General features: G+C 60.4%; 22 protein-coding genes and 2 tRNA genes. 16 read left to right on the forward strand and 8 right to left on the reverse strand.

Features of this window, described 5'->3' with window-relative positions:
- Positions 1-53: 53 nt before the first annotated feature.
- The 6 genes from Q4G32_RS09400 (at position 54) to Q4G32_RS09425 (ending at position 6,936) form a co-directional block, all read left to right on the forward strand.
- The gene (locus tag Q4G32_RS09400) at positions 54-554 is read left to right on the forward strand and encodes an NUDIX hydrolase (protein WP_303350957.1); all 501 of its coding nucleotides are present in this window, start codon (positions 54-56) and stop codon (positions 552-554) included.
- 99 nt (positions 555-653) lie between these two features.
- Entirely contained in the window at positions 654-2,321 is a 1,668-nt protein-coding gene (murJ, locus tag Q4G32_RS09405) for a murein biosynthesis integral membrane protein MurJ (protein ID WP_303350959.1), read from the forward strand.
- Between the two features lie 130 nt (positions 2,322-2,451).
- Positions 2,452-3,870: a hypothetical protein gene (locus Q4G32_RS09410; RefSeq protein WP_303350960.1), complete on the forward strand. Its 1,419-nt coding sequence runs from the start codon at positions 2,452-2,454 to the stop codon at positions 3,868-3,870.
- Positions 3,871-4,058: 188 nt separating this feature from the next.
- Positions 4,059-5,087 (forward strand): thioredoxin-disulfide reductase, encoded by a 1,029-nt coding sequence (trxB, locus tag Q4G32_RS09415; RefSeq protein ID WP_441327485.1) that lies wholly within the window; start codon positions 4,059-4,061, stop codon positions 5,085-5,087.
- 58 nt (positions 5,088-5,145) lie between these two features.
- Complete coding sequence (gene trxA / locus Q4G32_RS09420; RefSeq protein ID WP_303350961.1) at positions 5,146-5,475, forward strand: thioredoxin; 330 nt, start codon at positions 5,146-5,148, stop codon at positions 5,473-5,475.
- A gap of 243 nt (positions 5,476-5,718) precedes the next feature.
- Complete coding sequence (locus Q4G32_RS09425; protein WP_303350962.1) at positions 5,719-6,936, forward strand: peptidoglycan-binding protein; 1,218 nt, start codon at positions 5,719-5,721, stop codon at positions 6,934-6,936.
- 169 nt (positions 6,937-7,105) lie between these two features.
- Here Q4G32_RS09425 and Q4G32_RS09430 read toward each other — a convergent pair whose 3' ends face one another.
- The 8 genes from Q4G32_RS09430 to rpmH all read right to left on the reverse strand — a co-directional run bounded on the left by Q4G32_RS09430 (position 7,106) and on the right by rpmH (position 13,979).
- On the reverse strand, positions 7,106-8,596 hold the full coding sequence (locus Q4G32_RS09430) for a ParB/RepB/Spo0J family partition protein (protein WP_303350963.1): 1,491 nt from the start codon (positions 8,594-8,596) through the stop codon (positions 7,106-7,108).
- A 478-nt stretch (positions 8,597-9,074) separates the two neighbouring features.
- Positions 9,075-10,061, reverse strand: coding sequence for a ParA family protein (locus Q4G32_RS09435; protein WP_441327488.1), 987 nt, complete (start codon positions 10,059-10,061; stop codon positions 9,075-9,077).
- A gap of 145 nt (positions 10,062-10,206) precedes the next feature.
- Positions 10,207-10,887: a 16S rRNA (guanine(527)-N(7))-methyltransferase RsmG gene (gene rsmG, locus Q4G32_RS09440; RefSeq protein WP_303350966.1), complete on the reverse strand. Its 681-nt coding sequence runs from the start codon at positions 10,885-10,887 to the stop codon at positions 10,207-10,209.
- A gap of 17 nt (positions 10,888-10,904) precedes the next feature.
- Positions 10,905-11,540 carry a Jag family protein gene (locus tag Q4G32_RS09445; protein WP_303350968.1) on the reverse strand — a complete coding sequence of 212 codons (636 nt, stop codon included), beginning with the start codon at positions 11,538-11,540 and terminating at the stop codon, positions 10,905-10,907.
- 87 nt (positions 11,541-11,627) lie between these two features.
- Complete coding sequence (gene yidC / locus Q4G32_RS09450; RefSeq protein WP_441327486.1) at positions 11,628-12,803, reverse strand: membrane protein insertase YidC; 1,176 nt, start codon at positions 12,801-12,803, stop codon at positions 11,628-11,630.
- 34 nt (positions 12,804-12,837) lie between these two features.
- A complete protein-coding gene (yidD, locus tag Q4G32_RS09455; protein ID WP_303350969.1) occupies positions 12,838-13,344 on the reverse strand; it encodes a membrane protein insertion efficiency factor YidD in 507 nt (168 codons plus the stop codon).
- Positions 13,337-13,726 (reverse strand): ribonuclease P protein component, encoded by a 390-nt coding sequence (gene rnpA, locus Q4G32_RS09460; RefSeq protein ID WP_303350970.1) that lies wholly within the window; start codon positions 13,724-13,726, stop codon positions 13,337-13,339. The genes yidD and rnpA overlap by 8 nt, the downstream gene beginning before the upstream one ends.
- A gap of 115 nt (positions 13,727-13,841) precedes the next feature.
- Positions 13,842-13,979 (reverse strand): 50S ribosomal protein L34, encoded by a 138-nt coding sequence (gene rpmH / locus Q4G32_RS09465; protein WP_047688574.1) that lies wholly within the window; start codon positions 13,977-13,979, stop codon positions 13,842-13,844.
- Between the two features lie 581 nt (positions 13,980-14,560).
- On the opposite strand from rpmH, the gene dnaA reads away from it, so the two are divergent.
- From dnaA to Q4G32_RS09515, 10 genes are all read left to right on the forward strand, one after another.
- Positions 14,561-16,219, forward strand: coding sequence for a chromosomal replication initiator protein DnaA (gene dnaA, locus Q4G32_RS09470; protein WP_303350973.1), 1,659 nt, complete (start codon positions 14,561-14,563; stop codon positions 16,217-16,219).
- 578 nt (positions 16,220-16,797) lie between these two features.
- Entirely contained in the window at positions 16,798-17,922 is a 1,125-nt protein-coding gene (gene dnaN, locus Q4G32_RS09475; protein ID WP_303350975.1) for a DNA polymerase III subunit beta, read from the forward strand.
- A 63-nt stretch (positions 17,923-17,985) separates the two neighbouring features.
- Positions 17,986-19,215: a DNA replication/repair protein RecF gene (gene recF / locus Q4G32_RS09480; RefSeq protein ID WP_303350977.1), complete on the forward strand. Its 1,230-nt coding sequence runs from the start codon at positions 17,986-17,988 to the stop codon at positions 19,213-19,215.
- Positions 19,212-19,904 carry a DUF721 domain-containing protein gene (locus tag Q4G32_RS09485; RefSeq protein WP_303350980.1) on the forward strand — a complete coding sequence of 231 codons (693 nt, stop codon included), beginning with the start codon at positions 19,212-19,214 and terminating at the stop codon, positions 19,902-19,904. The genes recF and Q4G32_RS09485 overlap by 4 nt, the downstream gene beginning before the upstream one ends.
- 382 nt (positions 19,905-20,286) lie before the next feature.
- Positions 20,287-22,398: a DNA topoisomerase (ATP-hydrolyzing) subunit B gene (gene gyrB, locus Q4G32_RS09490; protein WP_303350981.1), complete on the forward strand. Its 2,112-nt coding sequence runs from the start codon at positions 20,287-20,289 to the stop codon at positions 22,396-22,398.
- Between the two features lie 100 nt (positions 22,399-22,498).
- Positions 22,499-25,180 (forward strand): DNA gyrase subunit A, encoded by a 2,682-nt coding sequence (gyrA, locus tag Q4G32_RS09495; RefSeq protein WP_303350982.1) that lies wholly within the window; start codon positions 22,499-22,501, stop codon positions 25,178-25,180.
- Positions 25,177-25,758, forward strand: coding sequence for a DUF3566 domain-containing protein (locus Q4G32_RS09500; protein ID WP_303350983.1), 582 nt, complete (start codon positions 25,177-25,179; stop codon positions 25,756-25,758). Before gyrA ends, Q4G32_RS09500 begins: the two co-directional genes overlap by 4 nt.
- A gap of 104 nt (positions 25,759-25,862) precedes the next feature.
- Positions 25,863-25,936: transfer RNA gene (locus Q4G32_RS09505), tRNA-Ile, on the forward strand.
- 34 nt (positions 25,937-25,970) lie between these two features.
- Positions 25,971-26,102: a DLW-39 family protein gene (locus Q4G32_RS09510; protein ID WP_303350984.1), complete on the forward strand. Its 132-nt coding sequence runs from the start codon at positions 25,971-25,973 to the stop codon at positions 26,100-26,102.
- A 36-nt stretch (positions 26,103-26,138) separates the two neighbouring features.
- Positions 26,139-26,211, forward strand: a tRNA-Ala gene (locus tag Q4G32_RS09515).
- The last annotated feature ends 46 nt before the right edge of the window (positions 26,212-26,257 follow it).

Genomic DNA, 26,257 nt, shown 5'->3' on the forward strand with positions numbered 1-26,257 from the left:
GCAGCCGGGAACCTTCAAGAGCGCATTGGGCAACTACGGCTAGGCTGGTTCGCATGACTTTCCCCGTCCCCAGCGCACCCAAAAAGCGCCCGGTTACCCCGGCCGCAGCGCTGCCCACGGTGGAAGAGGTCTCTGCCGGTGGGGTGGTGGTGGATCTTGAAACCCCCGGTCACCCCGTGGCCATCATCGCCCGAATCAACCGGGGTGGTCGCCTGGAATGGTGCCTGCCCAAGGGGCATCCCGAAGGGGTTGAAACGGATGCGCAGGCCGCGGTCCGTGAGATTGAAGAGGAAACTGGAATCGCCGGACAGGTCTTGTCACCACTGGGCAGCATTGACTACTGGTTCTCCGTGTCCGGTCACCGGGTTCACAAGACCGTGCACCACTTTCTGTTGGAAGCAACGGGCGGTCATCTGACCACGGAGAATGACCCTGATCACGAGGCCGTGGATGTTGCGTGGGTCAACATTGATGACCTGGGGCGCAAACTGTCCTTTCCCAATGAGCGGCGGATCGCGGACATAGCGCGCGAATACATCATTCATCAGCTCTAGGCTGGTGCCTGCGTTCGGCACAGCGAACGCTTCTGTTTGCTGCATCGAGTACACGATCAGCAACAGCCCACCCATCCACGGCAACACGAAGGAGCGCACATGGCCCGCTCAGGTGCGGTTTCCAGCGCCATCATGGCCTCCGGCACCCTGGTCTCCCGCGTCCTGGGATTCGTGAAAGCCATCCTTTTGGCTGTGGCCCTGGGCAGCACGTCCAACATGGCCAACGTGTATGACGTTGCGGACAAGATCCCCAACCTGATTTACGTTCTGGTGGCGGCAGGTGTTTTCAACGCAGTTTTGGTGCCACAGGTCATCAAAGCCTCCAAGAACTCCACCGACGACGGCGCCGACTACATCTCCCGTTTGGTGACCCTGGCCGTGATTGTCATGGCTGTGATCACCCTAGTGGTGATGCTGCTGGCAGTGCCCATCATGAACATCATGACCCCCGGGTGGGATGACGGTCAGCGCAGCATGGTCATCACTTTTGCCCTTTTCACTCTCCCGCAGATTTTCTTCTACGGGATGTATACGGTCATGGGCCAGGTGCTCAATGCCAAAGGTGCTTTTGGCTGGTTCATGTGGACGCCGGCCTTGAACAACGTGATCGCCATCGGTGCCTTGTTGGTCTTCATCCAGCAGTTCGGAAGTTATGCCGCTGCCCAGCATGACCTGGAGACCTGGACCAATGCCCAGACGTTCTGGCTTGCTGCCATGGCCACCGTGGGTGTTGCCTCTCAGGCATTGATCCTGCTGTGGCCTCTGAAGCGCCTTGGCCTGGATTTGCGCCCCAAGTTCGGCTGGCGCGGTATCGGATTGTCCACGGCGGCCAAGCTGTCCGGGTGGACACTGGTCACCGGCGTCATTGCCAATTTGGCCTTCCTGGCGCTCTCCCGCACTGCCAACATCCCGAATGCCTACCGGGAGGAGTACCTGGCGGCCAGTCCGCCGGAAGTGATTGCTGGTAACTATGCGTTGAACCAGGCCACCATGCTCTACTCCTTGCCGCACGGTGTGATCGGCCTGTCCATTGCCACGGTGCTGTTCAACACCATGGCGGCGGCAGCCGCGGAGAAGAACACTGCCGGTGTCAATGCCGCACTGTCCAAGGCTCTGCGCTACTCCGGGATTGCCAATGTTTTCTTCACGGCCTGCTTGATTGCCTACGCCGGCCCACTGGGTATGTTGTTCTCCGGCGGTATTCAGGAATCCGGGGCTGTGATTGGTCAGGTCATCGTTGTCATTGCCATCGGTGCACCGTTCTTGACCTCAGCATTCTTGTTCGGCCGCATCTTTTACGCCCAAGAGGATGCGCGCACGCCATTTCTGGTGCAGTTGATTGTCTCCGTACTGACCGTGGGGGCTGCTTTTGCCATCCAACACTGGGTGGCACCCAATCACATGGTGCTGGCCATTGCGGCCTGCTACGCCGGGCAAAACATCCTGTCCACGTTGATCTACCACTTCTGGGCGGTCAAGCGGATTGGGGATTACGGGCTGACTGAGGTTCTGGAAACCCACGTCCGCTCTTTGGCGGCTGCTCTGGTGGCTGCGGGGCTGGGAACCGGTGTGCTGTACCTCATGGGCGGCTGGGATGCCCAAGGCTGGCCGTGGACCAGCTTGTTGACTTCACTGCTCACCTTGGCTGTCTGCGGTGTGGTGACCGGGCTGCTCTACCTGGTAATGCTCAAGGTCTTTGCCCTCAAGGAACTTCCGGAGTTGACCCGCCCACTGGTGGCTCGTCTGCCAAGCCGCCTCAAACGCTGATTTCCACCTCTCACAACCCCGGGTGAAGCCGTACCTGCCGGGTACACTGCGAACGTCCCCCAAAATCGTCTGACCCGCCACTGATACCCGATCGGGTCCAGGCGTGGACACCAACACTTCAGGAGAACACGTGCCCCAGCCGATCAGCCTCGGGACCGTTCTGGGCGGTCGCTACAAGGTGCTGGATGAGGTTCTGACCACACCGGAACGGGATTACGTCCTGGGAGGTCAGGATCAAATCCTGGGCCGTGAAGTCACCATCTTGGTGCCCTCAGAACGCCACACGTCCCGGGTGGTGGAAAATGCTCGCGCCATGGCCATCGGTGCCGTTGACGCTGATCTGCACATCCTGGACCTGGGCCAGTCTGGCTCCACCACGTATCTGGTCACTTCCTTTGTGGCGCCCTCCGTGCTGATGGAGGAACTGCTCTCCGAACCCGGCGCCACAGATGATGAAACTCTCTCTGATGACATCTTTGGTCGCCCCCGGTCCTCCGGCACAGCCGGCACCTATGTGGTGGACGACGGCGAACCGGAGGCCGAAGGCGAGCAGACTTCAGAAGAGTTCTTTGACCAGTGGGACAACGATGACATTGACTCGGCACCTGCGGCTCCGGAGATGGAGAAGCACCTGGGCCGGATCAAACGCGCCCCGGAGTCTTCCACTCGGGCCACGTTGTTTGACCGTGCCGCCGCTGGCCGCGGCTCCACTCCCAGCAAGGCCCCGGTCCGTGACACACACCGGATTGACCCCACGTACGACGGCGACAACCGCTATGACTCCTACGAGTACGAGTACACCTCCGGCGCCAAAGCTCGCGGGGGTGCGGGTGGAGCCACCGAGGCACTGAACCGCAACGCAGTCCGGGCTCGCAGTGAACAAGGTGGCACTGGATCCAGTGCTGCACGAGTCAATGAATCCAAGTCCAGCAGTAGAGGTGGCCTGTTGGCTCTTCTGCTGGTTCTGGTGGGTGTATTGGCCCTGGGTGCGGTGCTGGTCTTTGGCGGATTGGACAACCTATTTTCCGGTGGCGGCGGAACCCAAGGCGCTTCTGCCACCCCAACAGATCAGGCCACTGAGCAAACTGTGACTGCCGCCCCGGTTTCCGCAATCCGCCTGGTCCCGGACAACCCCACGTTCATGGCGGATCAGGACAGCGGCCTGCAAGCAGTCATTGATGAGGACCCCGCTTCAGCCTGGGCCAGTTACGGGTTTGGCAGCCCAGATTTCAGCCAGTTGGTGAGCTCCGTGAGTCTGGCCGTGCGCTTTGACCAACCCACGGTCATGAACCAGGTGTCCATCTCACAAGAGTCCGGCACGGGCGGTTCATTCACCGTCTACGTGGCTGATGAACCGTCCTTGGAGAATGCCGTGGAGGTGGGCCAGGGGACGTTCCAAGGTCAGCAGACCACCGTGCAGCTGGGTGATCCTGCCCGCGATGCAGAACACCAGTACCTGATTGTGGAATGGACCGAACTGCCCACCCTGACCCAACCGATTGCCGGCTACAACTACGGTCTACGGATCAGCGACATCAATGTCACCTGACAAGCGACTGTGACGCCGGATGACCGTACTGTGTGCATGGCCTGCCGGCAAGGAATACCCACAGGTTGCCGTGAGTTGACCCCGATGGAAACACAATCCTGATGTGGAAGCCACGGTCCTGAACCCCATGTGGCACCGCAGTCCTGAAATGGGACCTCAATCCCGCACAAGTACGGAAGGTCATTCCTGTGAGCACCGACTTCACCCCGGCACTGAACCTGGACCTGGGGGCCACCCCTCCCGGTCACAGTGACACGGCCACACAGGCCGCTCCCGCCGGGGACTCAACCATTCACGACGTCGTCATCGTGGGTTCCGGTCCCGCAGGTTACACCGCAGCGATTTACACCGCCCGGGCCGATCTCAAGCCCATTGTGCTGGCGGGTTCCGTCACCGCCGGTGGGGACTTGATGAACACCACTGAGGTTGAGAATTATCCCGGCTTCAAGGACGGCATCATGGGCCCGGAACTGATGGGCACCATGGAGGCGCAAGCTGAGCGCTTTGGTGCAGACATCCGCTATGAGGATGCCATCAAGCTGGAACTGACCGGTGAGATCAAGGAAATCACCGTGGAAGGCGGGGAGGTCATCCGCGCCAAGGCCGTGATCCTGGCCACAGGATCGGCCTACCGTGAACTGGGTTTGGAAGATGAAAAGCGCCTGTCCGGACACGGCGTCTCCTGGTGCGCCACCTGCGATGGCTTCTTCTTCAAGGGTCAGAACATTGCTGTGGTCGGTGGCGGGGACTCCGCCATTGAGGAAGCCACTTTCCTGACCAAATTTGCGGACAAGGTGACCCTGATCCACCGCCGCGACCAGTTCCGAGCCTCGGAAATCATGCAGCACCGCGCCTTTGACGATCCCAAGATCGAGATTCTGTGGAACAAGCAGGTCATCGGCATTTCCGGTGAAGCCAAGGTCCAAGAACTGAGCCTGGAAGACACTGTGACCGGACACGTCACCGCATTGCCCGTCACAGGATTGTTCGTGGCCATCGGCTCCGACCCCCGAACGGCTCTCTTCAAGGATCAGTTGGAGATCACGGCGGACGGCACGGTTTCGGTCCAGGGCCGGTCTTCCAAGACGTCACTACCGGGCGTTTTTGCTGCCGGGGATGTCCTGGATGCCACGTACCGTCAAGCCATCACCGCCGCAGGTTCAGGCTGTGTGGCCGCAATCGACGTCGAACACTACCTGGCCGGACACAGCGCCTGAGCTTCAGGGTCCACAACGGTGACCCCACCCACCCGAGTACACAGTGAGAGGAAATTTCATGAGCACCATTGATGTCAGCACCGACCAATTTGAGACCGAAGTCCTGAACTCGGACAAGCCCGTGATTGTGGATTTTTGGGCTGAATGGTGCGGCCCGTGCCGCATGGTGGGCCCCGTTCTGGAGGCCATTGCGGAGGAGAACGCCGATTCGGTCAAGGTGGTCAAGGTCAACGTGGATGACAACCAGGAGATCGCCGCCAAGTACGGCATCACCTCCATCCCCGCCGTCTACCTGTTCAACAACGGCAAGGTGCAGAAGCAGAGCATTGGCGCCAAGCCAAAGTCCGCCCTGGAAAAGGAGTTTGCTGACTACCTGGGTGGTGAGTGATCGACTCAGCGGGAACGGTGGTGTAGGCAACGGTTCAGTTGCAATCGGCACCGGAGTCCCTGATCTGAACCTGTGGAACCCCGACCCCGTGTACCTTTACGGGTCGGGGTTCCTACTTCTTCATCCTGAGTCCATTCATCCGGTACGCAGGTGAGCATTGGGGAGTAAAGTTCCCCTATCGGTCCCATGTCCCTGGGACCGCTTCCGTATCTGACCTGTAATCATCACGAGGCCCCACCACTTATGTCCGAAGACATCACCCAACCGTTGAAGCACGGCATCAAGGATCGTCGTGTCACGGGACTGCGCGAACGACTGGTCCGAACCGGCGCAGCCTCCAAGGACTTGGACCCTCGGGATGTTCTGGACCCCACAGCTTTCGACGACGTCGTTGAAGGTGCCGTCCGTGCTTTCCAGCAAAATCACGGCCTGGTGGTTGATGGAGTGGTGGGCCCGGAAACCGAGCGACGCCTGAATGAGGCCCAGTACACCTTTGGTGATCGGCGCCTCTACTGGGATCAGGACGAACCACTGCGCGGGGACGACGTGGAACGCCTCCAAGACAATCTCTCCCTGCTGGGATTCTATTACGGACACATCACCGGAACCTTTGACCAGAAGACCCACCACGCCGTGGTGGAGCTGCAGCAAAGCCTGGGACTGGAAACCAATGGTCTGGTCAACAACCAGACCATTGCAGCTCTGGCTAGGGTAAACAAGAAGATTTCCGAGTCCAAAGCCTTTTCCTTGCGCGACTACCATCGGCTGGAACGAACCTCAGATGCGATTCGTTCTCAAACAATCGTTTTGGTTCCCGCCATGCACACGGAAGCTCCCGTGATTCCCGGGGGTGCTCCCGATCACTACCGGGAGACCGCCAAGCGAATCACCACCGATGTTGCTGTGCGTACCCACGAACTACTCCGAGAAGTTGGAGCCACTCCGCTACTGGTTTCCAAGGAACCGGTCACAGACAGACACGGCACTCACATTGACGTTCAACCCAATATTCGGGAAGCTCTGAACTCATCCCGGGATTCTGTGGTTGTGGTGCTGGACTGCGACTGGAATCCTTCTGCATCGGCGCACGGAGTATCGGTGTTCTACTGGGGCGACACCGATCGTGACGGCGCAACACTCTCGCCAATTGGTCAACGTGGTGCCACCCTGACGCTACGGGAAATCGTGGCTCGTACCGGTGCTTTGGATCTTGGGGCACACGGGCGGCAATGGGCGTTGCTGCGCCTCAACAGTTCACCAACGTTTTCCGTGGATCTTGGCTACATCTCCAACCAAGCAGAGCTTGACCGGTTGGAAGACCCTGAATACAGGACTCATTTGGCCAATGCCGTGGTGGTTGGCCTTCAGCGGATGTATCTCCAAGCGGCAGATGACATGCCAACAGGCACCATGAGTGCTGCTGACCTTGCTCGTGAGCTGGCTCAGCGCCCACAACAGTAAAGTGGCGGTTTCACGTGAAACGGTCCCGAGACACTGAAGTGTCTCGGGACCGTTTTTCTCTGACCGGCGCTTTCCTACCAGAACCCTCTGTGCAATCAGCCCACTTCACCCGATGGTCAGTGACGTGGCTCCATGTGAGGGAGGCAAAGACCACGTTTCACGTGAAACGCTAGTCCTGATTCTCAGGCAATCCGCTTGGGTCCAGCACCGAGATGATGCGATTGAGGTCTTCTACGGACGCGAATTCAATGGTCATGCGGCCTTTACGAGCGCCCAGATTGATCTTCACGCTGGTGTCCAGCTTGTCCGAATAAGCATCTGCAATGTAGTCCAACCGCTCACGATGGCGTTCCTGAGTGGCAGCACTGCGGCGCACCGTAGGCTTCCGATTCTTGCTGAGCGTCACAGCTTCTTCAGTGGCACGTACTGAAAGCCCTTCAGCAACAATGCGCTGGGCCAACCGCTCCATCTCCGCGGGATCCTCCAAGGACAGCAGAGCACGCGCGTGACCAGCCGAGAGAATCCCCGCTGCCACACGCCGTTGCACCAGCGCCGGCAGTCGCAAAAGACGCAGCGTGTTGCTGATCTGGGGCCGCGAACGGCCAATCCGCCGCGACAGTTCCTCCTGTGAAGCCCCAAATTCCTCCAACAATTGCTGATAGGCAGCAGCTTCCTCCAGAGGATTCAGCTGGGACCGGTGCAAGTTCTCCAAGAGAGCGTCACGCAGAAGGTCATCGTCACTGGTTTCGCGCACAATCGCTGGAACATGCGTGAGTCCGGCACGCTGAGTGGCACGCCAACGGCGTTCGCCCATCACCAATTCATACGGCGGTGCGTCTGTTTCACGTGATGGGCGCACTACAACAGGCTGCAAAACGCCCAACTCAGCAATGGAGTAGGCCAATTCGGCCAACTCGTCCTCATCAAACACCTGACGCGGCTGCTTGCGGTTGGGGTGAATGTCCTCCACATCCAACTCAACAAATGTGGCCCCGGGAACCAGCTGTAGCTCCGGCCCTTGGTCAGCTGCTGGCTTCTGCGGCAGTTCGTTGGATTCGGGGGTCGATTCCAATGCCGCTGTCACGGCATTTTCGCCCGCTGAAACCGTAGTCATGTCGGCGGAGGTCTCGGTTACTTGCGGAGAGACCGCAGTTTCACGTGAAACATTGTCTTGCTTGTCTGAGTCGCCAGTTTCTTGGGTCAATTCTGGCGTGGGAACTGCATCTGCGGCGGTCCCATCACGAACCTCATCTTGGGGTGACGGCGTGAAAAACATGTCCGACGGACGCTTGGGAGCTGAACTGCGGGTGGAGACACCCAAATCCATACGGGCCTTCATGGCCTTCTGTCGGGCTTCCGCAGTCACTGTTCGTTTGCGCGTCTTAGGCGTTTCACGTGAAACATCAGCTGCATCCTCCGCTGCGGGAACTGATGAATCACCGTGATCGGAAGTTGACGCTGCTGCTGGGGTTACTACTTGTGCAGCAGCAGTGTTTGAGTTCTTCTTCTTGGACTTCTTTTTAGCTTTGGTCCCGGATGCTCCGGCTGCATCTGCGGCTTTCTCTGATGACGGTTGGGAATCACCGGAGGCTGTCGCTCCTTGGAGACTCACAGATTCTGAAGCGGAGCTCTCAGAAGCATCGGTTCGGTCAGCATTCACAGCGTCCTGGGCTCGGTTCTCCGGTGCAGTTTCACGTGAAACATCTGGCTGCGCTGTCTCCGTAGAATCAGCCGCTGACGTTGTGTTTACGCTCTCGGGTTCCGGCGTCTGCTCCACCGGAGCACTCGGAATCAAAGCACCCAATCCGCGTCCCAAACCCCTGCGACGTTCTGCCATCATGTTCTCCCGTCTCTCAGACAATTCGCACTATTCTACGTCCCGCTGTGCAACAGTTGTCTGTTTCACGTGAAACAACTCGCCAGAAACCTACGCATCAATCAGTTGCCCCACGGCTCCGAGTGGTTGTCCCAGAACCCAGGGCGGTAGTCCAGACAGACGTAGCGCGCAGATGGTCATGAGTCATCCGCAGGTCTCTCAACACATGTAAAAGGCTCCCGTTTCACGTGAAACGGGAGCCTTTTACATGGCGACTATTGGCAGCGCCATCCACCTGGCGTCAAAACACCAACCTAATGGATCAAGCCGGAACTCCACGTTCGGCAATTTCAGCAGCCGCCTCCAGGTAGGCCAAGGCGCCTGTGGACTGCGGATCATAGGTAATCACTGACTGCTGATAACTGGGGGCCTCTGAAATCCGCACGGACCGCGGGATCATTGCCGTGAGGACCTTCTCGGGGAAGTGGCTGCGTACTTCCTCAGCCACCTGGGAGGCAAGGTTGGTGCGGCCGTCGTACATGGTCATCATGATGGTGGACACCTGGAGATCCGGGTTCAAGTGCTTCTGGATCATGCCGATATTGTTGAGCAGCTGGCTCAGCCCCTCCAACGCGTAGTACTCGCATTGGATGGGAATGAGCACCTCAGTTGCCGCTACAAAGGCGTTGATAGTCAACAAGCCCAAGCTGGGCGGGCAGTCGATGAACACGTAGTCCAAGCGCTCCAAACCGGCTTCGGCACGGTCTTTCTGGTATTGCGCTATGGCACGGGAGAGCCGTTGTTCACGGGCCACCATGGAGACCAATTCAATTTCTGCGCCTGCAAGATCAATAGTTGCCGGCGCCACGAACAGTCGTTCGCTCTCTGGGGAGGGGACCACCACATCTTTGAGGGCCATCTCATCAACCAGAACATCGTAAATACTGTCCACGTCTGTGGTGTGTGGCACACCCAGTGCCGTGGAGGCATTGCCCTGGGGATCGTTGTCGATCACCAGAACGTTCTGGCCATGTTTGGCCAAGGCCACCGCCAAGTTGACGGAGGTGCTGGTTTTGCCCACACCACCCTTCTGGTTACTGATGGTGAAGACCCTGGTCTGATCCGGAGACTGCACGTTTAGACTCTGCAACCGTTCCCGGCGCTGATTCTCTTCCACGAGTTTCCTCCCGAGCGGGCCATCTCCCGCACTACGCTGCACTGATGATGTGGTGGACTGGGGTTCACGGACCGTGGTTCGTCCTCGATCCGGAACCACTGTGGTGGTGGAACCAGCAGGGTCGGGTGGCATTCCAAGATCCGCAGCCCCATGGTGCTGGTTCTCAGACATAAACAACCCTCCGTCAGATCATGTGACCTAGATCACTTTTGTCCGGTGTCTTGCGATGCCCGGCCGGGTCCACCCTACCCGCAACCCAGGTCACCCCTACGGTCGGTCACAGTCGAACCCGGACCACGGTGGTGGGCTCCTCCAACCGCTCGGAGCCAACCGTCAGGATGTTTGTGTCCCGCACTTTCCACTTCTTGAGTTGTTTGCGCGCTTTGGCAATCTCATCCGGCGCGCTGCGTCCCTTCAAAGCCAACAGCTCACCACTACCGGCGAGCAGGGGGAGGGTGAAGTCCAGCAAACCAGACAGCGCGGATACGGCGCGGGCCGTGACCACTTGAATCTCACCCACTTGATCCACAGCCTGTTCGCCGCGGGCTCGCAGAACAGTCACATTGTCCAGAGCAAGATCATCAACAACTTCCTCCAGCCAGGTGACTCTGCGCTCCAGCGGTTCAATGAGCGTGAAGTGTGAGTCCGGTCTGGCCAAAGCCAAGCACAGACCGGGAAGGCCCGCACCGGATCCAACATCTGCCACACGCGAGGAATCCGGGATCAGCTCTTGAACCACAGCGCAGTTGAGCACGTGGCGTTCCCACAGTCTGGGCACCTCACGCGGTCCGATCAAACCGCGCACAATTCCCGATGACGCCAAATGGGCCACGTATTGCTCAGCCAAGGGCAACCGATCACCAAAGATCGCCACAGCGGCATTTCGAGTGTCACCCTGCAAAACCGGTGGTTCCTGCGGATCGAGTGCCTGCCGTGGGGTGGGCGTGGATGATGCCATGAAGGGTGTCCCGGGGCTCAGCCCTGCAGGGTCACCACAATGTGGCGCCCTGCTCCTTCGCCTTCGGACTCGGAGTGCAGCCCGGATTCCGCCACCACGTCGTGCACAATCTTGCGCTCGTAGGGCGACAACGGCTCCAGGTGCACACTCCGCCCGGAAGTACGAGCTTCCTCCACGGCCTGTAACGCCATGTCCCGCAGCTTGTCGGCACGTTGCTCGCGGTGCCCCGCAATATCAAGCACCAAACGGCTGCGGTGTTCGGTGTTGGCCAGCACAGCCAGGCGCACCAGTTCCTGCAGAGAGTCCAAGACTTGGCCGTTCTTGCCCACCAGAATGTTCAGATCCTCGGAGCTGCCATCCTCTGTCACCACGGACAGATAGGTACGGCCATTGCGGACCTCAATGTCAATGTCCCCATCCAGATCGGCCAGGTCAAGGAGTTCTTCAAGGTAGTCAGCTGCCACCTCGCCTTCCTCCACCAGGGGGTCCAGGGCGTCGTCGTCGGTGGAATCGGTGTCAGAATCCGCTGGCACCTCAACGCCCGCCACCACGGCAGCAGCATCCACCTGCTCACCGGGCTGGGGATCGGTGACCTCCGCGGCTTGGGCGGAGGGGTCTGACTCGGGAACAGCGTCACCGGGGTTCTGGCTCATGGAAACTCCTTCAAAACTGGGGGTGGCTCCGTACCGGGAACCACGGATGCAGTGTCAGTGATGGGGTGGCTGACCCCCGGGAACGTCCTACTTCTTCCTGATGGCAGAAGAACCGGAACCGCCCTGTTTACGCCCCTTGGTGCCCTTGGCGTTGCCGGCTCCCTTGGCGTTGCTGCCGGAGCCGTCCTGAGCGGTGTCTGTGCCGGCATCCTCTGCCTGAGCGGTGTCCACCACGTCCTCAGCGGTACCTTCTACGACGTCGTCGTCGTTCTGCTCTGACTGTCCCTGACCTTTCTTGGCCTGAGCTTTCTGACGCTTCTTGCTCATGGGCTGCTGGCGCTGACCGGCGGCAGCCTTGGCACGGGCTTCCTCAATTTCGGCCTCGTGCTCTTCCTTGGTCTTGCCCACGGGAGGCAGACCCTTGGCGGCCCGGCGTTCGTTGAGTTCCCGCTCGGCTTCCGAACCGGGAGTGGGGTTGCGCCGAATCATCCAGTACTGCTGGCCCATGGACCACAGGTTGGACACGGTCCAGTAGATCAGCACGCCAATGGGGAAGTTGATACCGGTGATCGCAAAGATGATCGGGAAGATGTAGATGATCATCTGCTGCTGGCGGTACATGGGCGACTGCTTGGTCGCCTCGGACACGTTCTTGGCCGCCAGCTGCTTCTGGGAGATGAACATGGTCACGGTCATGGCAATCACCAGGACAACGGCAATGATGATCGTGGCCGTGTGGTTACCGTCCCCGGGGGCACGCAGCGTGGAGAACAGCGGGGCACCGAACAGGGTGCCGTCATTGAACTGGTGGATCATCTGCGCGTTGAGGACCAGAATGCCCTCATTGCGGTCAGCGGCACCGCGCACACCGTTGAGCACCTGGAACAGGCCGAAGAAGATCGGCATCTGGGCCAGGATGGGCAGACAGGAAGCCAACGGGTTCACATTGTGCTTCTTGTAGAGCGCCATCTGCTCCTGAGCCTGGGCCTGACGGGAGACCTGGTCAGTTTTTCCCTTGTACTTGGCTTGTAGCTTGGCCATCTCCGGCTGGATGACCTGCATACCGCGCATGGAGCGGATCTGCTTCATGAACAGCGGGATGGTCAGGGTTCGCATGACCAAGGTGAGTCCCACAATGGAGAGCACCCAGGTCCAGCCGCTGGCGGGGTCCATGCCAATGGCGGTGAAGGCGGAGTGGAAAACCCACAGCACCGCGGATACGGCCCACTTGAAGGGCCACAGGATCAGGTCAAAAAAGTTCATGGGTTCATCTCCTTGGGCTGCATCGGTCAGAACCTCAAGAAGTTTGAGATTCCGCCGGGAAACGCTGCTGCGCGGTGTTTTGGGTGGCGCGAGCGGATGCAGCCGGGGCGAATGAGGCCAGCAGACGTGCTCGGTCCTCGGGGGTCGGGTGGTTCAACAACACGATTTTGGGCAGCTCAGCCACGGAGGTGAACCGGCGGCCGCCGTCGGGAACTCTGTCGATTCCCCCGGCCGCCCAAGGGTGGCATCGCAACAACCGCCGCACGGTGAGTCCCAGGCCGCGGACCGCGCCGTGGCGGGTCATGGCCTCCAGCCCGTAGGCCGAACATGTTGGAAAGTGCTTGCACACGTCCCCGTAGAGCGGGGAAACCAGGGCTCGGTAGACCTTCAGCCCTGCGATCAACAGGTTCTGCGGGAGCAACCACAGCACTTGGAAAGCGGTGTTGGCGTGCACGAATTCGGACGGTGCGGCATCAAAAAGTTCCTGGGGTGAGCTGTGCTGACTGTCAGCGGTGCTCAGCCCGTGACGTGCTTCAGTCATGCTCACCGCCCATCGTGCCGTTGGCTTCGGCTGCCCGGGCAAAGGCCTTGCTGCGCGCCTTGGACCAGGCGGAGGACCAGTCCCCGGACAGCTGGGCAAAGGTGGCCTCTGCCGCGGGAGGCAGGGCACGCACCACGACGTCGCATCCAGCCGGCTGGGAGCGCAAACTGTGCTGCACCAGGGAACGCAACCGACGCTTGACCTTGTTGCGGGTCACAGCGTTGCCCACGGCTTTGGACACCACAAAACCCGCACGAACCGGCTGGTCAGGTGCGGTGGGGTGCACATAGACAACAACGTTCCGGCGACCCTGACGGGCCCCGGAACGTGTGGTTGCTGCAAAGAGCGTGGACGTGCGCATCCTGTGCTGTGTAGGAAGCACGCGCTCACCCCTTGTGGATTGTGGTCGAACACCTCACCCCAGTATCCCGAACACACTGCTGAGCCGAAAACTGCGGCTCCATGCGTAGCGCGAAGGGTGAGGGCGCCAAACGATCTCAGGCAGAGAGGGAGGCGCGGCCCTTGGAGCGGCGGGCGGCCAGGATGGCGCGGCCGGCGCGGGTGCGCATGCGGGCACGGAAGCCGTGCTTCTTGGCACGACGGCGGTTGTTCGGCTGGAAAGTGCGCTTGCTCATGGTGTTACTCCCGAAACAGGAAGGGTGAACGGCTCCCGCGATGTTTGGGGCACGCAGCCGGTGTGTTGATGGCGCGCAGCTACCCGCCCATTCGCTGAGCCGGTCCACCTTTGTGGTGGTCAAGTGGGATGTGCCCGGGAAGCGACCGAGGATCAATGTACGGGCGCACTGCAGACACAAGACTGGCCAAGTCTAGGCAGGGCTGGTGATCCGGTCAACTGCTGGTGAGCTAGATCGCTTTGCAGTCGCCAGATGTTCTTTTCATTGCCCACAGCTGTGCACCGGTGCGAAAAAATCTTGTGGATAACCTCAACAGCCCCCTTCCCAACGACGGCGCGGGAGCAAGCGTGTAACTACAAAAGTGTAGTTCCATTCTGCCTTGATTTTTCACTAGGACCACCCCGCGATGGTGTTCTAGGCTGACGTTCGCGTCCCACCCCCCAACGCGATATCCACCGCTGTGAATAACTCTGTGGAAAGTCGAGTTCACCCAGGGGTTCGGCGCACCGCCCCCACCCGGAGAGATCCGGTCCGCCTACAGATTCTCGGAGTTCGCCACAGTGAGTCTTCAGCAAAACCACATGCTCGACGCTCAGTGGGCGCAGTGCATGGAGACTCTGACGGCAGATCCGCAAGTCAGCGCACGCCACCGTGGATTCTTGGGTTTGGCGCAGCCCCGCGGGCTGATGGGAACCACCTTGTTGGTGGCCGTTCCCAATGAACTCACCCGTGAGGTTTTCCAGTCCACCATTGCAACGGCCGTGAACCGTGCCGTGACGGCGGTGTTCGGTGCGGAAACTCTCATGGCCGTGGTGGTGGACACCGATTTGGGTAACACCCCCTTGGGTAATGCACCGGCGGGGAGTGCACCGGCGTCCCAGTCACGGGACACCCCCGCACTGCCTCCGTTGGAAGAACTGGAAGCGGAACGCGGGGCAGCCACCGCCCAGTCCTTGCGGCCGACCGAGCCGGTCTCCGCCCCGGATGAGCACACCACCACAGCTGCTGATGCCACCGTCACGCCCATTCGGGGAGGCACCGGTGAGTTCCGAGGCGCCGTTCAGGCGCAGGAGACTGATCCCGCCCAGGAATCAACGGCGCAAATCCACGAGCTCGGCGAGCATGCCGGGCAGGTGGCAGCACCATCACCTGCGGCAGTGGACCACGGCACCGCACATACCGAATCGGCCGAGTGGAACTCCTCCGCCAGGCTAAACCCCAAGTACATTTTTGAGAGCTTTGTGATCGGGCAGTCCAACCGGTTTGCCCACGCCGCGGCCTTCGCCGTGGCCGAGACCCCGGCCAAGGCGTACAACCCCCTGTTCATCTACGGGGATTCCGGATTGGGCAAGACCCACCTGCTGCACGCGATCGGGCACTACGGCAAGCGGCTCTACCCGGACATGCGGGTGCGCTACGTGAACTCGGAGGAGTTCACCAATGACTTCATCAACTCCATCCGCGATGACGAGGGCTCCTCCTTCAAGGAGATCTACCGCAACGTGGACCTGCTGTTGATCGACGACATCCAGTTCCTGGCCGGCAAGGAGCACACCCAAGAGGAGTTCTTCCACACCTTCAACTCCCTGCACAATCACGAAAAGCAGATTGTGATCACCTCCGACTTGCCACCCAAGCAGCTCACCGGCTTTGCCGATCGGATGCGTTCGCGTTTTGAGTGGGGTCTGATCACGGACGTTCAGCCCCCGGAGTTGGAGACCCGCATTGCCATTCTGCGCAAGAAGGCGGATGCGGACGGGATGACGGCCTCCCCGGAGGTCCTGGAGTACATTGCCTCCAACATCTCCACCAACATCCGGGAGCTGGAGGGCGCTCTGATCCGCGTCACGGCTTTTGCCTCCCTGAACAAGCAGGACGTTGATCTTCCCCTGGCGGAGCTGGTGCTCAAAGACCTCATCACGGATGACGACGGCGGAGAGATCACCGCCGCGACCATCCTGGGGCAGACCGCGGCTTACTTTGACATCTCCCTGGATGAGCTGAAGTCCAAGTCACGCACCCGCACGCTGGTCACCGCACGTCAGATCGCCATGTACCTGCTGCGCGAACTCACGGACATGTCCCTGCCCAAGATCGGTCAAGAATTGGGTGGACGCGACCACACCACCGTGATGCACGCGGACCGCAAGATTCGCACGTTGATGGCTGAGCGTCGGCAGATTTTCAACCAGGTCACCGAACTCACCAACCGGATCAAGCAGCAGCAGCGCTCCGGCTGAGCCACTGTGGCAGTCATCTGAGATCAAGCCCTGTACTTGGGTAAGGCCCCCGGAAGTGGTTCCACGTGTTCCACTCCGGGGCTTTTCCACAGGCAGATCACCGGATTCACCTGCTGGGAAAGTTTTGTAATCACAAGAACTGGCACCGTTGTGGACGTGCTGTGCACAGTTCGATATCACCACCTGTGGACAACTTTGTGGAGAAGTGGCTGATCCTGGTGGACAAGCCGCGGCTACAGGTGGATCAGATGTGGATGTCACCGGAATGACAAGGATGTTCTTCCACGGACAGCTACCGAATCGGTGGATGCAGAACCACAAGAAACCCACAGGCAGATGCTTGGAATCACGCACTCAGATCCGGTTTTCCACATCTTCCACAGGGGTTATTAACACTCCTACCTACTTTTTCATACGCCGAACAACGCTTGGCCTTCCACCGGCTGGACCCTGTAATTACACAACTTCAGGTGACTGCCCAGACTGCTGGATGGCCTAGAGCCACTGGCGCCGATAGCATGTTGTAGTTGTGCGTGCCGTCATAGGCGCCTTCAATCTGCAAACGAAAGGCAGAACCCGTGAAGTTCTCCGTGGAACGCGACGTCCTGGCCGAGGCCGTCACCTGGACGGCTCGATCCTTGTCACCCCGTCCCCCGGTTCCAGTGCTCTCCGGTCTGCTGCTCAAAGCCGAATCCGGTCAGGTCTCCCTGGCTGGCTTTGACTACGAAATCTCCTCCAGGGTCTCCATTGACGCCCAGATCGAGGAAGAAGGCACCACCTTGGTCTCCGGCCGGCTCCTGGCTGATATTTGCCGATCCTTGCCCTCCGCTCGGGTGGATGTGGTGGCAGAAGAAGGCAAATTGACCCTGACCTGCCGTTCCTCTCGGTTCAACTTGGCAGCCATGCCCGTGGAGGAATACCCGGAACTGCCCGGTCTACCGGATGTCTCCGGAGTGGTTGACGGAGCCGAGTTCGCTCAGGCTGTGGCACAGGTCAACATTGCCGCCTCCAAGGACGACACCTTGCCGATCCTCACCGGTGTCCGGGTGGAAATCGACGGCGAACGGATGACTCTGCTGGCAACGGATCGTTACCGCCTGGCCATGCGCGAACTCACCTGGCGGCCAGGTTCCTCCTCCATGCAAACCTCAGCTCTGGTCAAGGCCAAGACCCTCAATGACATTGCCAAGACTCTGGGCCCGGCCGGCGATTTGAACATTGCCCTGTCAGACTCCGCCGAATTGGTGGGCTTTGAATCCGGGGGGCGGCGAACGACGTCGTTGTTGATTGACGGCGAATACCCCAAGATCCGGTCCCTGTTTCCCGAATCCACGCCGATCACGGCCTCTGTGAAGACCTCTGATCTGGTGGAGGCAGTGCGTCGTGTGTCCCTGGTGGCCGAACGCAACACTCCCGTGCGGCTGGCTTTCACCGAAGGTCAGGTGGCGTTGGACGCCGGTACAGGTGAGGACGCCCAGGCCTCTGAGATCATCGAGGCCAATCTTCAGGGTGAGGACATCACGGTGGCCTTCAATCCCACCTACCTCTCCGAAGGTCTGCACGCTTTCGGGTCGGATTACGTGCGGTTCTCCTTCACCGCACCGCCCAAACCCGCCGTGCTCTCCGCCCAGGAAGAGGCCGAGGGCGATGACCGTGATGACTACCGGTACCTACTGATGCCGGTGCGCCTGCCGAACTCCTGATGACGCTGCGGGCGGATCACCCGTCCACACAGCGCACCGAGTTCAGCATCCCCGGAGGTCACCGTGCATCTTGAATCTTTGGCACTGGTGGATTTCCGTACCTATGAATCCCTGAACCTCACGTTGACTCCCGGTATCACGGTGTTCTTGGGTTCCAACGGTGTGGGCAAAACCAACATTGTGGAAGCCGTGGATTACACGGCCACACTGAGTTCCCACAGGGTTTCCAACACCGCACCCATGATTCGGATGGGCGCTGACCGTGCCCTGATCAGGGCAGGTGTACGCAGGGCACAGCACCGCACCACCCTGGAGTTCGCCTTGGAGGCGGGCAAGCCCAATACGGTGACGATCAACCGGGGTGCGGCCACCCGGGCCAGGGAAGCACTCGGGACAGTTCACACCGTGTTGTTCTCTCCGGAGGACTTGGCGCTGATCAAAGGTGACCCCTCCCACAGACGCGGGTTCCTGGATGACTTGGCCATTTCCATGCGCCCCTTCTTGGCCGGGGTGCGCGTGGATTACGAAAAAACTGTCAAACAGCGTAATGCTCTGCTCAAATCCGCTCGGGCCGCAGGGCGTGTGACGGAAGCACACCTGGCCACGTTGGCCGCCTGGAATGAGCAGCTGGCCGGCACCGGTGCACACCTGCTCTACGCCCGGATTCAACTCATGAAAGCCTTGGAACCTGAAGTGATCAAGGCTTATGGCCAACTCACGGATGGTCCCCGGTATCCATCACTGCGTTACCGGTCCTCCGTGCTGCCGGAAGCCGCCGATGGCCGGGTGGAGCAGTTGGAACACCTCGGCGTGGCTGATCTGAAAAACCTGATCCTGCAGTCCTGTGAACGCCTGCAGGACAAGGAGATTGAACGGGCATCATCACTGGTGGGGCCGCATCGGGATGAACTTGAACTGACTTTGGGCGCGCTGCCCGCCCGGGGATACGCCTCCCACGGGGAGATGTGGTCCTACGCCTTGGCGCTGCGCCTGGGCTCCTGGTACGTGCACCTGGATGACGACCGGACCGAGGGTTCCTCACCCATTCTGATTTTGGATGACGTCTTTGCAGAACTGGATGCGCGGCGTCGTGATCGGTTGGCGCAGGCCGTGGCCGGGGCTGAGCAGGTATTGGTCACGGCTGCAGTGGACGCGGATGTTCCCCGAACTCTGCTGGCGGAGCAGGCCACGATCACCGTGATTCGGGTCAGTCCGGGTCACGCTGCACCGGTGGATGCCGCATCACCCGGTCCCGTGACCGCCGCACGGAGTACAGATGGTGAGCAGCCGTGACCACACACGACGACGACGCCTTCCAACCATCCGATCTGATGCGTGAACTCTGGCCTCAACCTGCGCAATCCTCACTGGATGAGCCTGCTGCGGATGAGGCTCTGAACATTGTGGAGATCAAGGATGAAGTAGATGCCGCAGCGGCGGCACTGACCCGGGTGCGACATGCGGCAGAGGCCCGCGGGCAGGGGCGTCTTTTCGGAGCTGCCGCCAAGGCGAATCTGCGTAATTTCGGTTCAGCCATGGATGCGCTCAAAGCCTCACCGGTGCACCAACGGGAGGAAGTAACCGATCCACGGCAACTGGGTGGGTACTCGGGTGCCAGCACTTCACGCCGCGATCCCCAAGGTGTGGGCTCCGTGATGGACAAGTTGGTGGCCGGCCGCGGGTGGCGAACACCGGTCAACGTGTGGTCTGTCATGGAGAAATGGCCCAAGATCGTGGGCGACTACGTGGCCCAGAACTGCGTACCGGAAGTGTTTGAGGACACCGTGCTGAAAGTCAGGTGCTCCTCCACCGCACAGGCCACCAACCTGCGGATGATGGAATCCCACGTGCTCAAACAAATTGAAGATGAGCTCGGTGTCGGGATTGTCACCCGGCTGGAAATCCACGGGCCAGTGGCACCGAGCTGGAAACACGGTCTGCGTTCGGTCCGCGGCCGGGGCCCGCGGGACACCTACGGGTAACCGGACGCAGCTGCGGGATCGGCAACTTGATCCGTTTCCATGAACCAAAGCCGTGGGCGGCTGACTGACCGCCTGAAGCCCTTGGGGACGGCCGGGAGCACATGGCACAGGTGGTCAATGGCTCCAATGCCCAATTTTTGCCCGCTAAAGGCCATTCCACGCCGGGTTTGACGTTGGATTCTGGCCCCATCCGCTAAGATGGATCAAGATCAACAACACGCATTGAAGCGCACGTGGTGCATCCGCTACCCCCGGTGGGGCATCCCGTGCGATTTTTGTGCCACCCGGTACTCACCACCACGGCGCACAGGCTCCACCGCCACTCGCGGCACCTGTGAACAGTGGCTGGTGCGGGTGCAAACCCAGGAGGAACCAAAAGCTCGTGGCAGAAGAGCAGAGCTCGAACAGCGGTTACGGCGCCAGTGACATCACGGTCCTGGAAGGCTTGGAAGCGGTTCGCAAACGCCCCGGCATGTATATCGGATCCACGGGCCCGCGTGGCCTGCACCATCTGGTGTATGAGGTGATTGACAACTCCGTGGATGAAGCCCTTGCCGGCTACTGCGACCACATCGAGGTGGTGCTGCAAGCCGACGGAGGCGTGCGCGTCACGGACAACGGGCGCGGCATCCCGGTGGACATGCACCCCACGGAGGGAAAGCCCACCGTGGAAGTGGTCATGACCATCCTGCACGCCGGTGGCAAATTCGGTGGCGGCGGATATGCCGTGTCCGGTGGCCTGCATGGCGTGGGTATTTCCGTGGTCAACGCTCTGTCCAAGCGCGTTGAAACGGAAGTCCGGCGGCAGGGTTACGTGTGGCGGATGACCTTTGCCAATGGCGGTTTGCCCCAGGGCGAAATCGTCAAGGGTGAGGAAACCTCAGCCACCGGCACCACTCAGACGTTCTGGGCTGACCCGGAGATCTTTGAGACGGTCGAATACGACTTTGAGACGCTGCGGGCCCGGTTCCAGCAGATGGCGTTCCTGAACAAGGGTCTGCGCATCACCCTCACCGATGAACGTGCTCTGGATGATTCCGGGGATGAGGTGGCCGGGGAAAAGCGAGTTGAGATCACGGCGGATGCGGTGGCGGAGGAAGCCTCCGACGTCGTTGTGAACAGCGCAGCTTCCGGTGCCGCTGCGGAGGCAACCGAAGTACTCAACAAGGTGGGTGTGACCCAGGAAGGTCACCGCAAGGTGGTCTACCAGTACAACGAAGGTTTGCTGGACTACGTCACGTTCATCAACGACGGCAAGAAGGCCGAGCGTGTCCATGATGACGTGATCGCCTTTGAAACCGAGGATGACCAGCGCAAACTCTCCTTGGAAATCGCCATGCAGTGGACCACCGCCTACAGCGAGTCCGTCCACACCTACGCGAACACGATCAACACTCATGAGGGTGGAACCCATGAAGAGGGCTTCCGCAGCGCCTTGACCACGTTGATCAACCGCAAGGCCCGCGAATTCAAGCTGCTGCGGGACAAGGATGACAACCTCACCGGCGACGACGTCCGTGAGGGCCTGACAGCGGTGATCTCCGTGAAGCTCGGGGAACCGCAGTTCGAGGGTCAGACCAAAACCAAACTGGGCAACTCTGAGGCCAAGCCCTTTGTGCAGCGTGTGGTCACGGATGAGTTCGGTGACTGGTTGGAGCGCAACCCGTCAGCCGGTAAGGACATCATTCGCAAGGCCATCAGTGCTTCCCAGGCGCGTCTGGCTGCACGCAAGGCCCGGGAAACCACCCGTCGCAAGGGCTTGCTGGAATCCGGGGGCATGCCGGGCAAGCTCAAGGACTGCTCTTCCAAGGACCCCTCCAAGTCGGAGATCTATCTGGTGGAGGGTGACTCCGCAGGTGGTTCAGCCGTGCAGGGCCGCGATCCCGCTCACCAGGCCATCCTGCCGCTGCGCGGCAAGATTCTGAACGTGGAGCGGGCCCGCTTGGACCGGGCGCTGTCCAACAACGAGGTCCAGTCCATGATCACGGCGTTCGGTTCCGGGATCGGGGATGACTTTGACATTGAGAAAGCGCGCTATCACAAGATTGTGCTCATGGCCGATGCCGATGTGGACGGTCAGCACATCACCACGTTGTTGCTGACTCTGCTGTTCCGGTTCATGCGTCCGCTGATCGACCACGGGTACGTGTACCTGGCCCAGCCCCCGCTGTACCGGTTGAAGTGGTCCAATGCCGCCCACGATTACGTGTTCTCGGATGCGGAACGGGATGAGGCGCTGAAGGCCGGTTACGCCAAGAATCAGCGTCTGCCCAAGGACAACGGCATCCAGCGGTACAAGGGTTTGGGTGAGATGTCCTACACGGAGCTGTGGGAAACCACCATGGACCCGGAGACGCGCACCCTGCTGCAGGTGACCATGGAGGATGCTGCGGCAGCCGAGCAGGTTTTCACCGTGCTGATGGGTGAGGACGTCGAGTCCCGCAAGGAATTCATCCAGCAAAACGCCAAGGACATTCGTTTCCTGGACATCTGATCCTCCATGCCTAGAGCGGCATATCTACTAGTGATAGTCGCCTTGATGGATACAGAACCGGAAACGCACAAGAGTTGAGACAAGGACGGACCAGGCACCAATGAGTGATGAAACTCAGGGAACGCCCCAGGAACCCAACGGCGCTGATGTCAGTGCGGAGGTGGAGGCCACCACTGTGGAGGGTTCCACCATCACGGAACGCGTGGAGCAGGTTGATCTGCAGACGGAAATGCAGCGCTCCTACCTGGACTACGCCATGGCGGTCATTGTGGGACGCGCGCTGCCGGATGTGCGCGACGGCTTGAAGCCCGTGCACCGGCGCGTGATTTACACCATGTACGACGGCGGTTTCCGCCCGGACCGGGCCTTCAACAAGTGCGCGCGTGTGGTGGGTGACGTCATGGGTCACTACCACCCGCACGGTGACTCCGCGATCTACGATGCGCTGGTCCGTCTGATTCAGCAGTGGGTCATGCGCTACCCGCTGGCGTTGGGCCAGGGCAACTTTGGTTCCCCCGGTAACGACGGCGCGGCCGCCCCCCGATACACCGAAACCAAGATGGCGCCGTTGGCCATGGAGATGGTCCGGGACATCCACGAGGAAACCGTGGACTTCCAGGACAACTACGACGGCAAGAATCAGGAGCCGGTGGTTCTTCCCGCGCGGTTCCCCAACTTGTTGGCCAACGGTTCCTCCGGAATCGCCGTCGGAATGGCCACGAACATCCCCCCGCACAACCTGCGGGAACTGGCCGACGGTGTGCAGTGGGCGCTGCAGAACCCGGAAGCCTCCCGTGAGGAACTGCTGGAGGCGCTGCTCAAACGGGTCAAGGGACCGGACTTCCCCACGGGTGCCCAGATTCTGGGTCACCGTGGCATTGAGGATGCCTACCGGACCGGGCGCGGCTCCATCAAAATGCGGGCCGTGGTCAGCGTGGAGGAAATCCAGGGCCGTACCTGCCTGGTGGTCACCGAGCTGCCGTACATGGTCAACCCGGACAACCTGGCCGTGAAAATTGCGGATCTGGTCAAGGACGGCAAGATCCCCGGTATTGCGGACATGCGGGATGAAACTTCCGGGCGTACCGGCCAGCGTTTGGTGATTGTGCTCAAACGGGATGCCATTCCCAAGGTGGTGCTCAACAACCTCTACAAGCACACGCCGCTGCAGGAGAACTTCTCCGCCAACATGTTGGCTCTGGTGGACGGTGTGCCGCGCACCCTGTCCCTGGATGCCTTCATCCGGCACTGGGTCAAGCACCAGATTGAAGTCATTGTGCGCCGCACCCAGTACCGCTTGCGTCAGGCTCAGGAGGAAGCACACATCCTGCGCGGGCTGCTCAAGGCCCTGGATGCGTTGGATGAAGTCATTGCGTTGATTCGCCGGTCGCCCACACCGGATGAGGCTCGCACCGGCCTGATGCAGCTGCTGGACATTGACGAGGAACAGGCGCAGGCCATCCTCAACATGCAGCTGCGCCGCCTGGCCGCCTTGGAGCGCCAGAAGATCCAGGACCGCTTTGCGGAACTGGAAGAGATGATTCGTAATTACCAAGCCATCCTGGCTTCTGAGCAGCGCCAGCGGGAGATCATCTCCGAGGAACTGCAGGAGATCGTCCACCGCTACGGGGATGACCGCCGTACCGAAATCCTGATGGGTTACGACGGCGACATGTCCGTGGAGGACCTGATCCCGGAAGAAGACGTGGTGGTCACCATCACCCGCGGTGGGTACGTCAAGCGCACCCGCTCGGATGAGTACCGGGCCCAGCGCCGCGGTGGCAAGGGCGTTCGTGGCGCCACGCTGCGTGGGGATGACGTGGTGGAGCACTTCTTCACCACCACCACCCACCGCTGGATCCTGTTCTTCACCAACTTTGGCCGGGTCTACCGCACCAAGGCCTACGAGCTGCAGGAAGCCGGGCGTGATGCCAAGGGTCAGCACGTGGCCAACATCATGGCTTTCCAGCCTGATGAGCACATTGCCCAGGTCATGGAGTTGGAGAGCTACCAGGATGCCCCGTACTTGGTGCTGGCCACCCGCCGCGGCTTGGTCAAGAAAACGCGCTTGGAGGATTACGACACCAACCGGGCAGCCGGCGTCATTGCCATCAACCTGCGCGAAGGTGACGAACTGGTCTCCGCCAAGCTGGTTTCCACCGATGACGACATGTTGCTGGTCTCCCGTAACGGCCAGTCCTTGCGCTTCAACGCCACGGATGAGGCCCTGCGCCCCATGGGCCGTGCCACCTCCGGCGTCACCGGCATGAAATTCCGGGCCGACGACGAACTGTTGGCCGCTCAGGTGGTCCGCGACGGTACGGAGAGTTTTGTGTTCGTGGTGACCGAAGGCGGATACGCCAAGCGCACCATCGTGGACCAGTATCGCGTGCAGGGCCGCGGCGGCTTGGGCATCAAGGTGGCCAAGCTCGACGACGACCGTGGCAAGCTGGCTGGTGCGCTCATTGTGGGCGAACAGGATGAAGTCATGGTGGTGATGTCCTCCGGCAAGGTGGTGCGATCCGCCGTCGCCGAAGTTCCCGCCAAGGGCCGTGACACCATGGGCGTCATTTTTGCCAAACCGGCTGCCGGCGACTCCATTGTTGGCGTGGCGTGGAATGCTGATCGACACATTGAAGAAGAAGTCGTGGAAAACGCAGTTGACGGTTCGGAAAATACGGATGCAGCTGCAACAGCGCCTGAAGTTGATACGCCTGTGGCATCATCAGCTGATCTGAATGACGTAACGTTGGATGAAGAAAACAACGGAGGTGACGCATGAGCCCGGAGGCACGTTCGAGCACGAGCGGTCGAACAACATCCCAGTCAGCTGCGGGCGCCAAGGGTCAGAAGAGCCCTGGCGGTTCCACCTCCGCCGCTGGTTCCAAGGGCTCAGGCTCCCAGGGCAGCAAGAGCCCCGCCAAGAGCCAGGACAAGTCCAACAAATCGGCACAGCGGCCCTCCACCAAGGGCCTGGTGCGCCCGGCGCCGCGTGCCAAGGTGCGTCGCGCTCGCCTGGTGGTCTCCAAGGTTGACCCGTGGTCAGTGCTGAAGCTGTCCTTCCTGTTCTCCGTGGCTCTGGGCATCATCACTCTGGTGGCGGCCGTCCTGCTGTGGATCCTCATGGACATCACGGGCCTGTTCAACGGCATCAATGAACTGATGAGCATGCTGGCCGGCCCGGAGGGCTCCCCGGACATCCGGGAAGTGATCTCCCTGGGTGAGGTGGCCATGATTGCCACCGTGTTCTCGGTGATCAACGTGATCCTGTTGACTGCGCTGTCCGTGCTGGCCGCAGTGCTCTACAACCTGGCGGCCGGCCTGATTGGCGGAGTTGGTCTGACCTTGACCGACGACTGATCTGCAGGTGTGACGGTGCCCGCCAGTTGTAATGCCGGTTTGTAGAGCTGGCGCGGCATCGTGTAAGGTCTTCTCTCGGTCCCAGCCCCAGGGTGAAGACCCACGGGCGTATAGCTCAGACGGTTAGAGCGCTTCGCTGATAACGAAGAGGTCCCAGGTTCAATTCCTGGTACGCCCACGGTATTCGCTGTCCACAGCAAGGATTTGGTGACGTGAAGAAGGTTCTTCTCACCGCAGCAATCATTGTTTCGGGCGCGATTGCAGCCGGATTCGCCAACCAGCGGATTCAGGCACAGGAAGCTGATCGCCAAGCATGGCGTGAGGCAACCGACCCGGTTGAGTAGACTACTCAACACCTTGCCGGTCTTGATCGGCAGCACGGGGGCATGGCGCAATTGGTAGCGCATCTGCTTTGCAAGCAGAGGGTTAGGGGTTCGAGTCCCCTTGCCTCCACAACTGAATGAAACGCAAGGCCCCGGAGTTCACGCTCCGGGGCCTT

It is taken from the genome of Kocuria sp., from assembly GCF_030538595.1.
Lineage (GTDB): Bacteria > Actinomycetota > Actinomycetes > Actinomycetales > Micrococcaceae > Kocuria.

What these genes read in the sequence shown, in the direction of transcription:
- Q4G32_RS09400 (WP_303350957.1), top strand. Translation starts at nt 54, where the DNA reads ATGACTTTCCCCGTCCCCAGCGCACCCAAAAAGCGCCCGGTTACCCCG.
- murJ (WP_303350959.1), top strand. Translation starts at nt 654, where the DNA reads ATGGCCCGCTCAGGTGCGGTTTCCAGCGCCATCATGGCCTCCGGCACC.
- trxA (WP_303350961.1), top strand. Translation starts at nt 5,146, where the DNA reads ATGAGCACCATTGATGTCAGCACCGACCAATTTGAGACCGAAGTCCTG.
- Q4G32_RS09425 (WP_303350962.1), top strand. Translation starts at nt 5,719, where the DNA reads ATGTCCGAAGACATCACCCAACCGTTGAAGCACGGCATCAAGGATCGT.
- Q4G32_RS09435 (WP_441327488.1), bottom strand. Translation starts at nt 10,061, where the DNA reads ATGCCACCCGACCCTGCTGGTTCCACCACCACAGTGGTTCCGGATCGA.
- rsmG (WP_303350966.1), bottom strand. Translation starts at nt 10,887, where the DNA reads ATGGCATCATCCACGCCCACCCCACGGCAGGCACTCGATCCGCAGGAA.
- Q4G32_RS09445 (WP_303350968.1), bottom strand. Translation starts at nt 11,540, where the DNA reads ATGAGCCAGAACCCCGGTGACGCTGTTCCCGAGTCAGACCCCTCCGCC.
- yidC (WP_441327486.1), bottom strand. Translation starts at nt 12,803, where the DNA reads ATGAACTTTTTTGACCTGATCCTGTGGCCCTTCAAGTGGGCCGTATCC.
- yidD (WP_303350969.1), bottom strand. Translation starts at nt 13,344, where the DNA reads ATGACTGAAGCACGTCACGGGCTGAGCACCGCTGACAGTCAGCACAGC.
- rpmH (WP_047688574.1), bottom strand. Translation starts at nt 13,979, where the DNA reads ATGAGCAAGCGCACTTTCCAGCCGAACAACCGCCGTCGTGCCAAGAAG.
- dnaA (WP_303350973.1), top strand. Translation starts at nt 14,561, where the DNA reads ATGCTCGACGCTCAGTGGGCGCAGTGCATGGAGACTCTGACGGCAGAT.
- gyrA (WP_303350982.1), top strand. Translation starts at nt 22,499, where the DNA reads ATGAGTGATGAAACTCAGGGAACGCCCCAGGAACCCAACGGCGCTGAT.
- Q4G32_RS09500 (WP_303350983.1), top strand. Translation starts at nt 25,177, where the DNA reads ATGAGCCCGGAGGCACGTTCGAGCACGAGCGGTCGAACAACATCCCAG.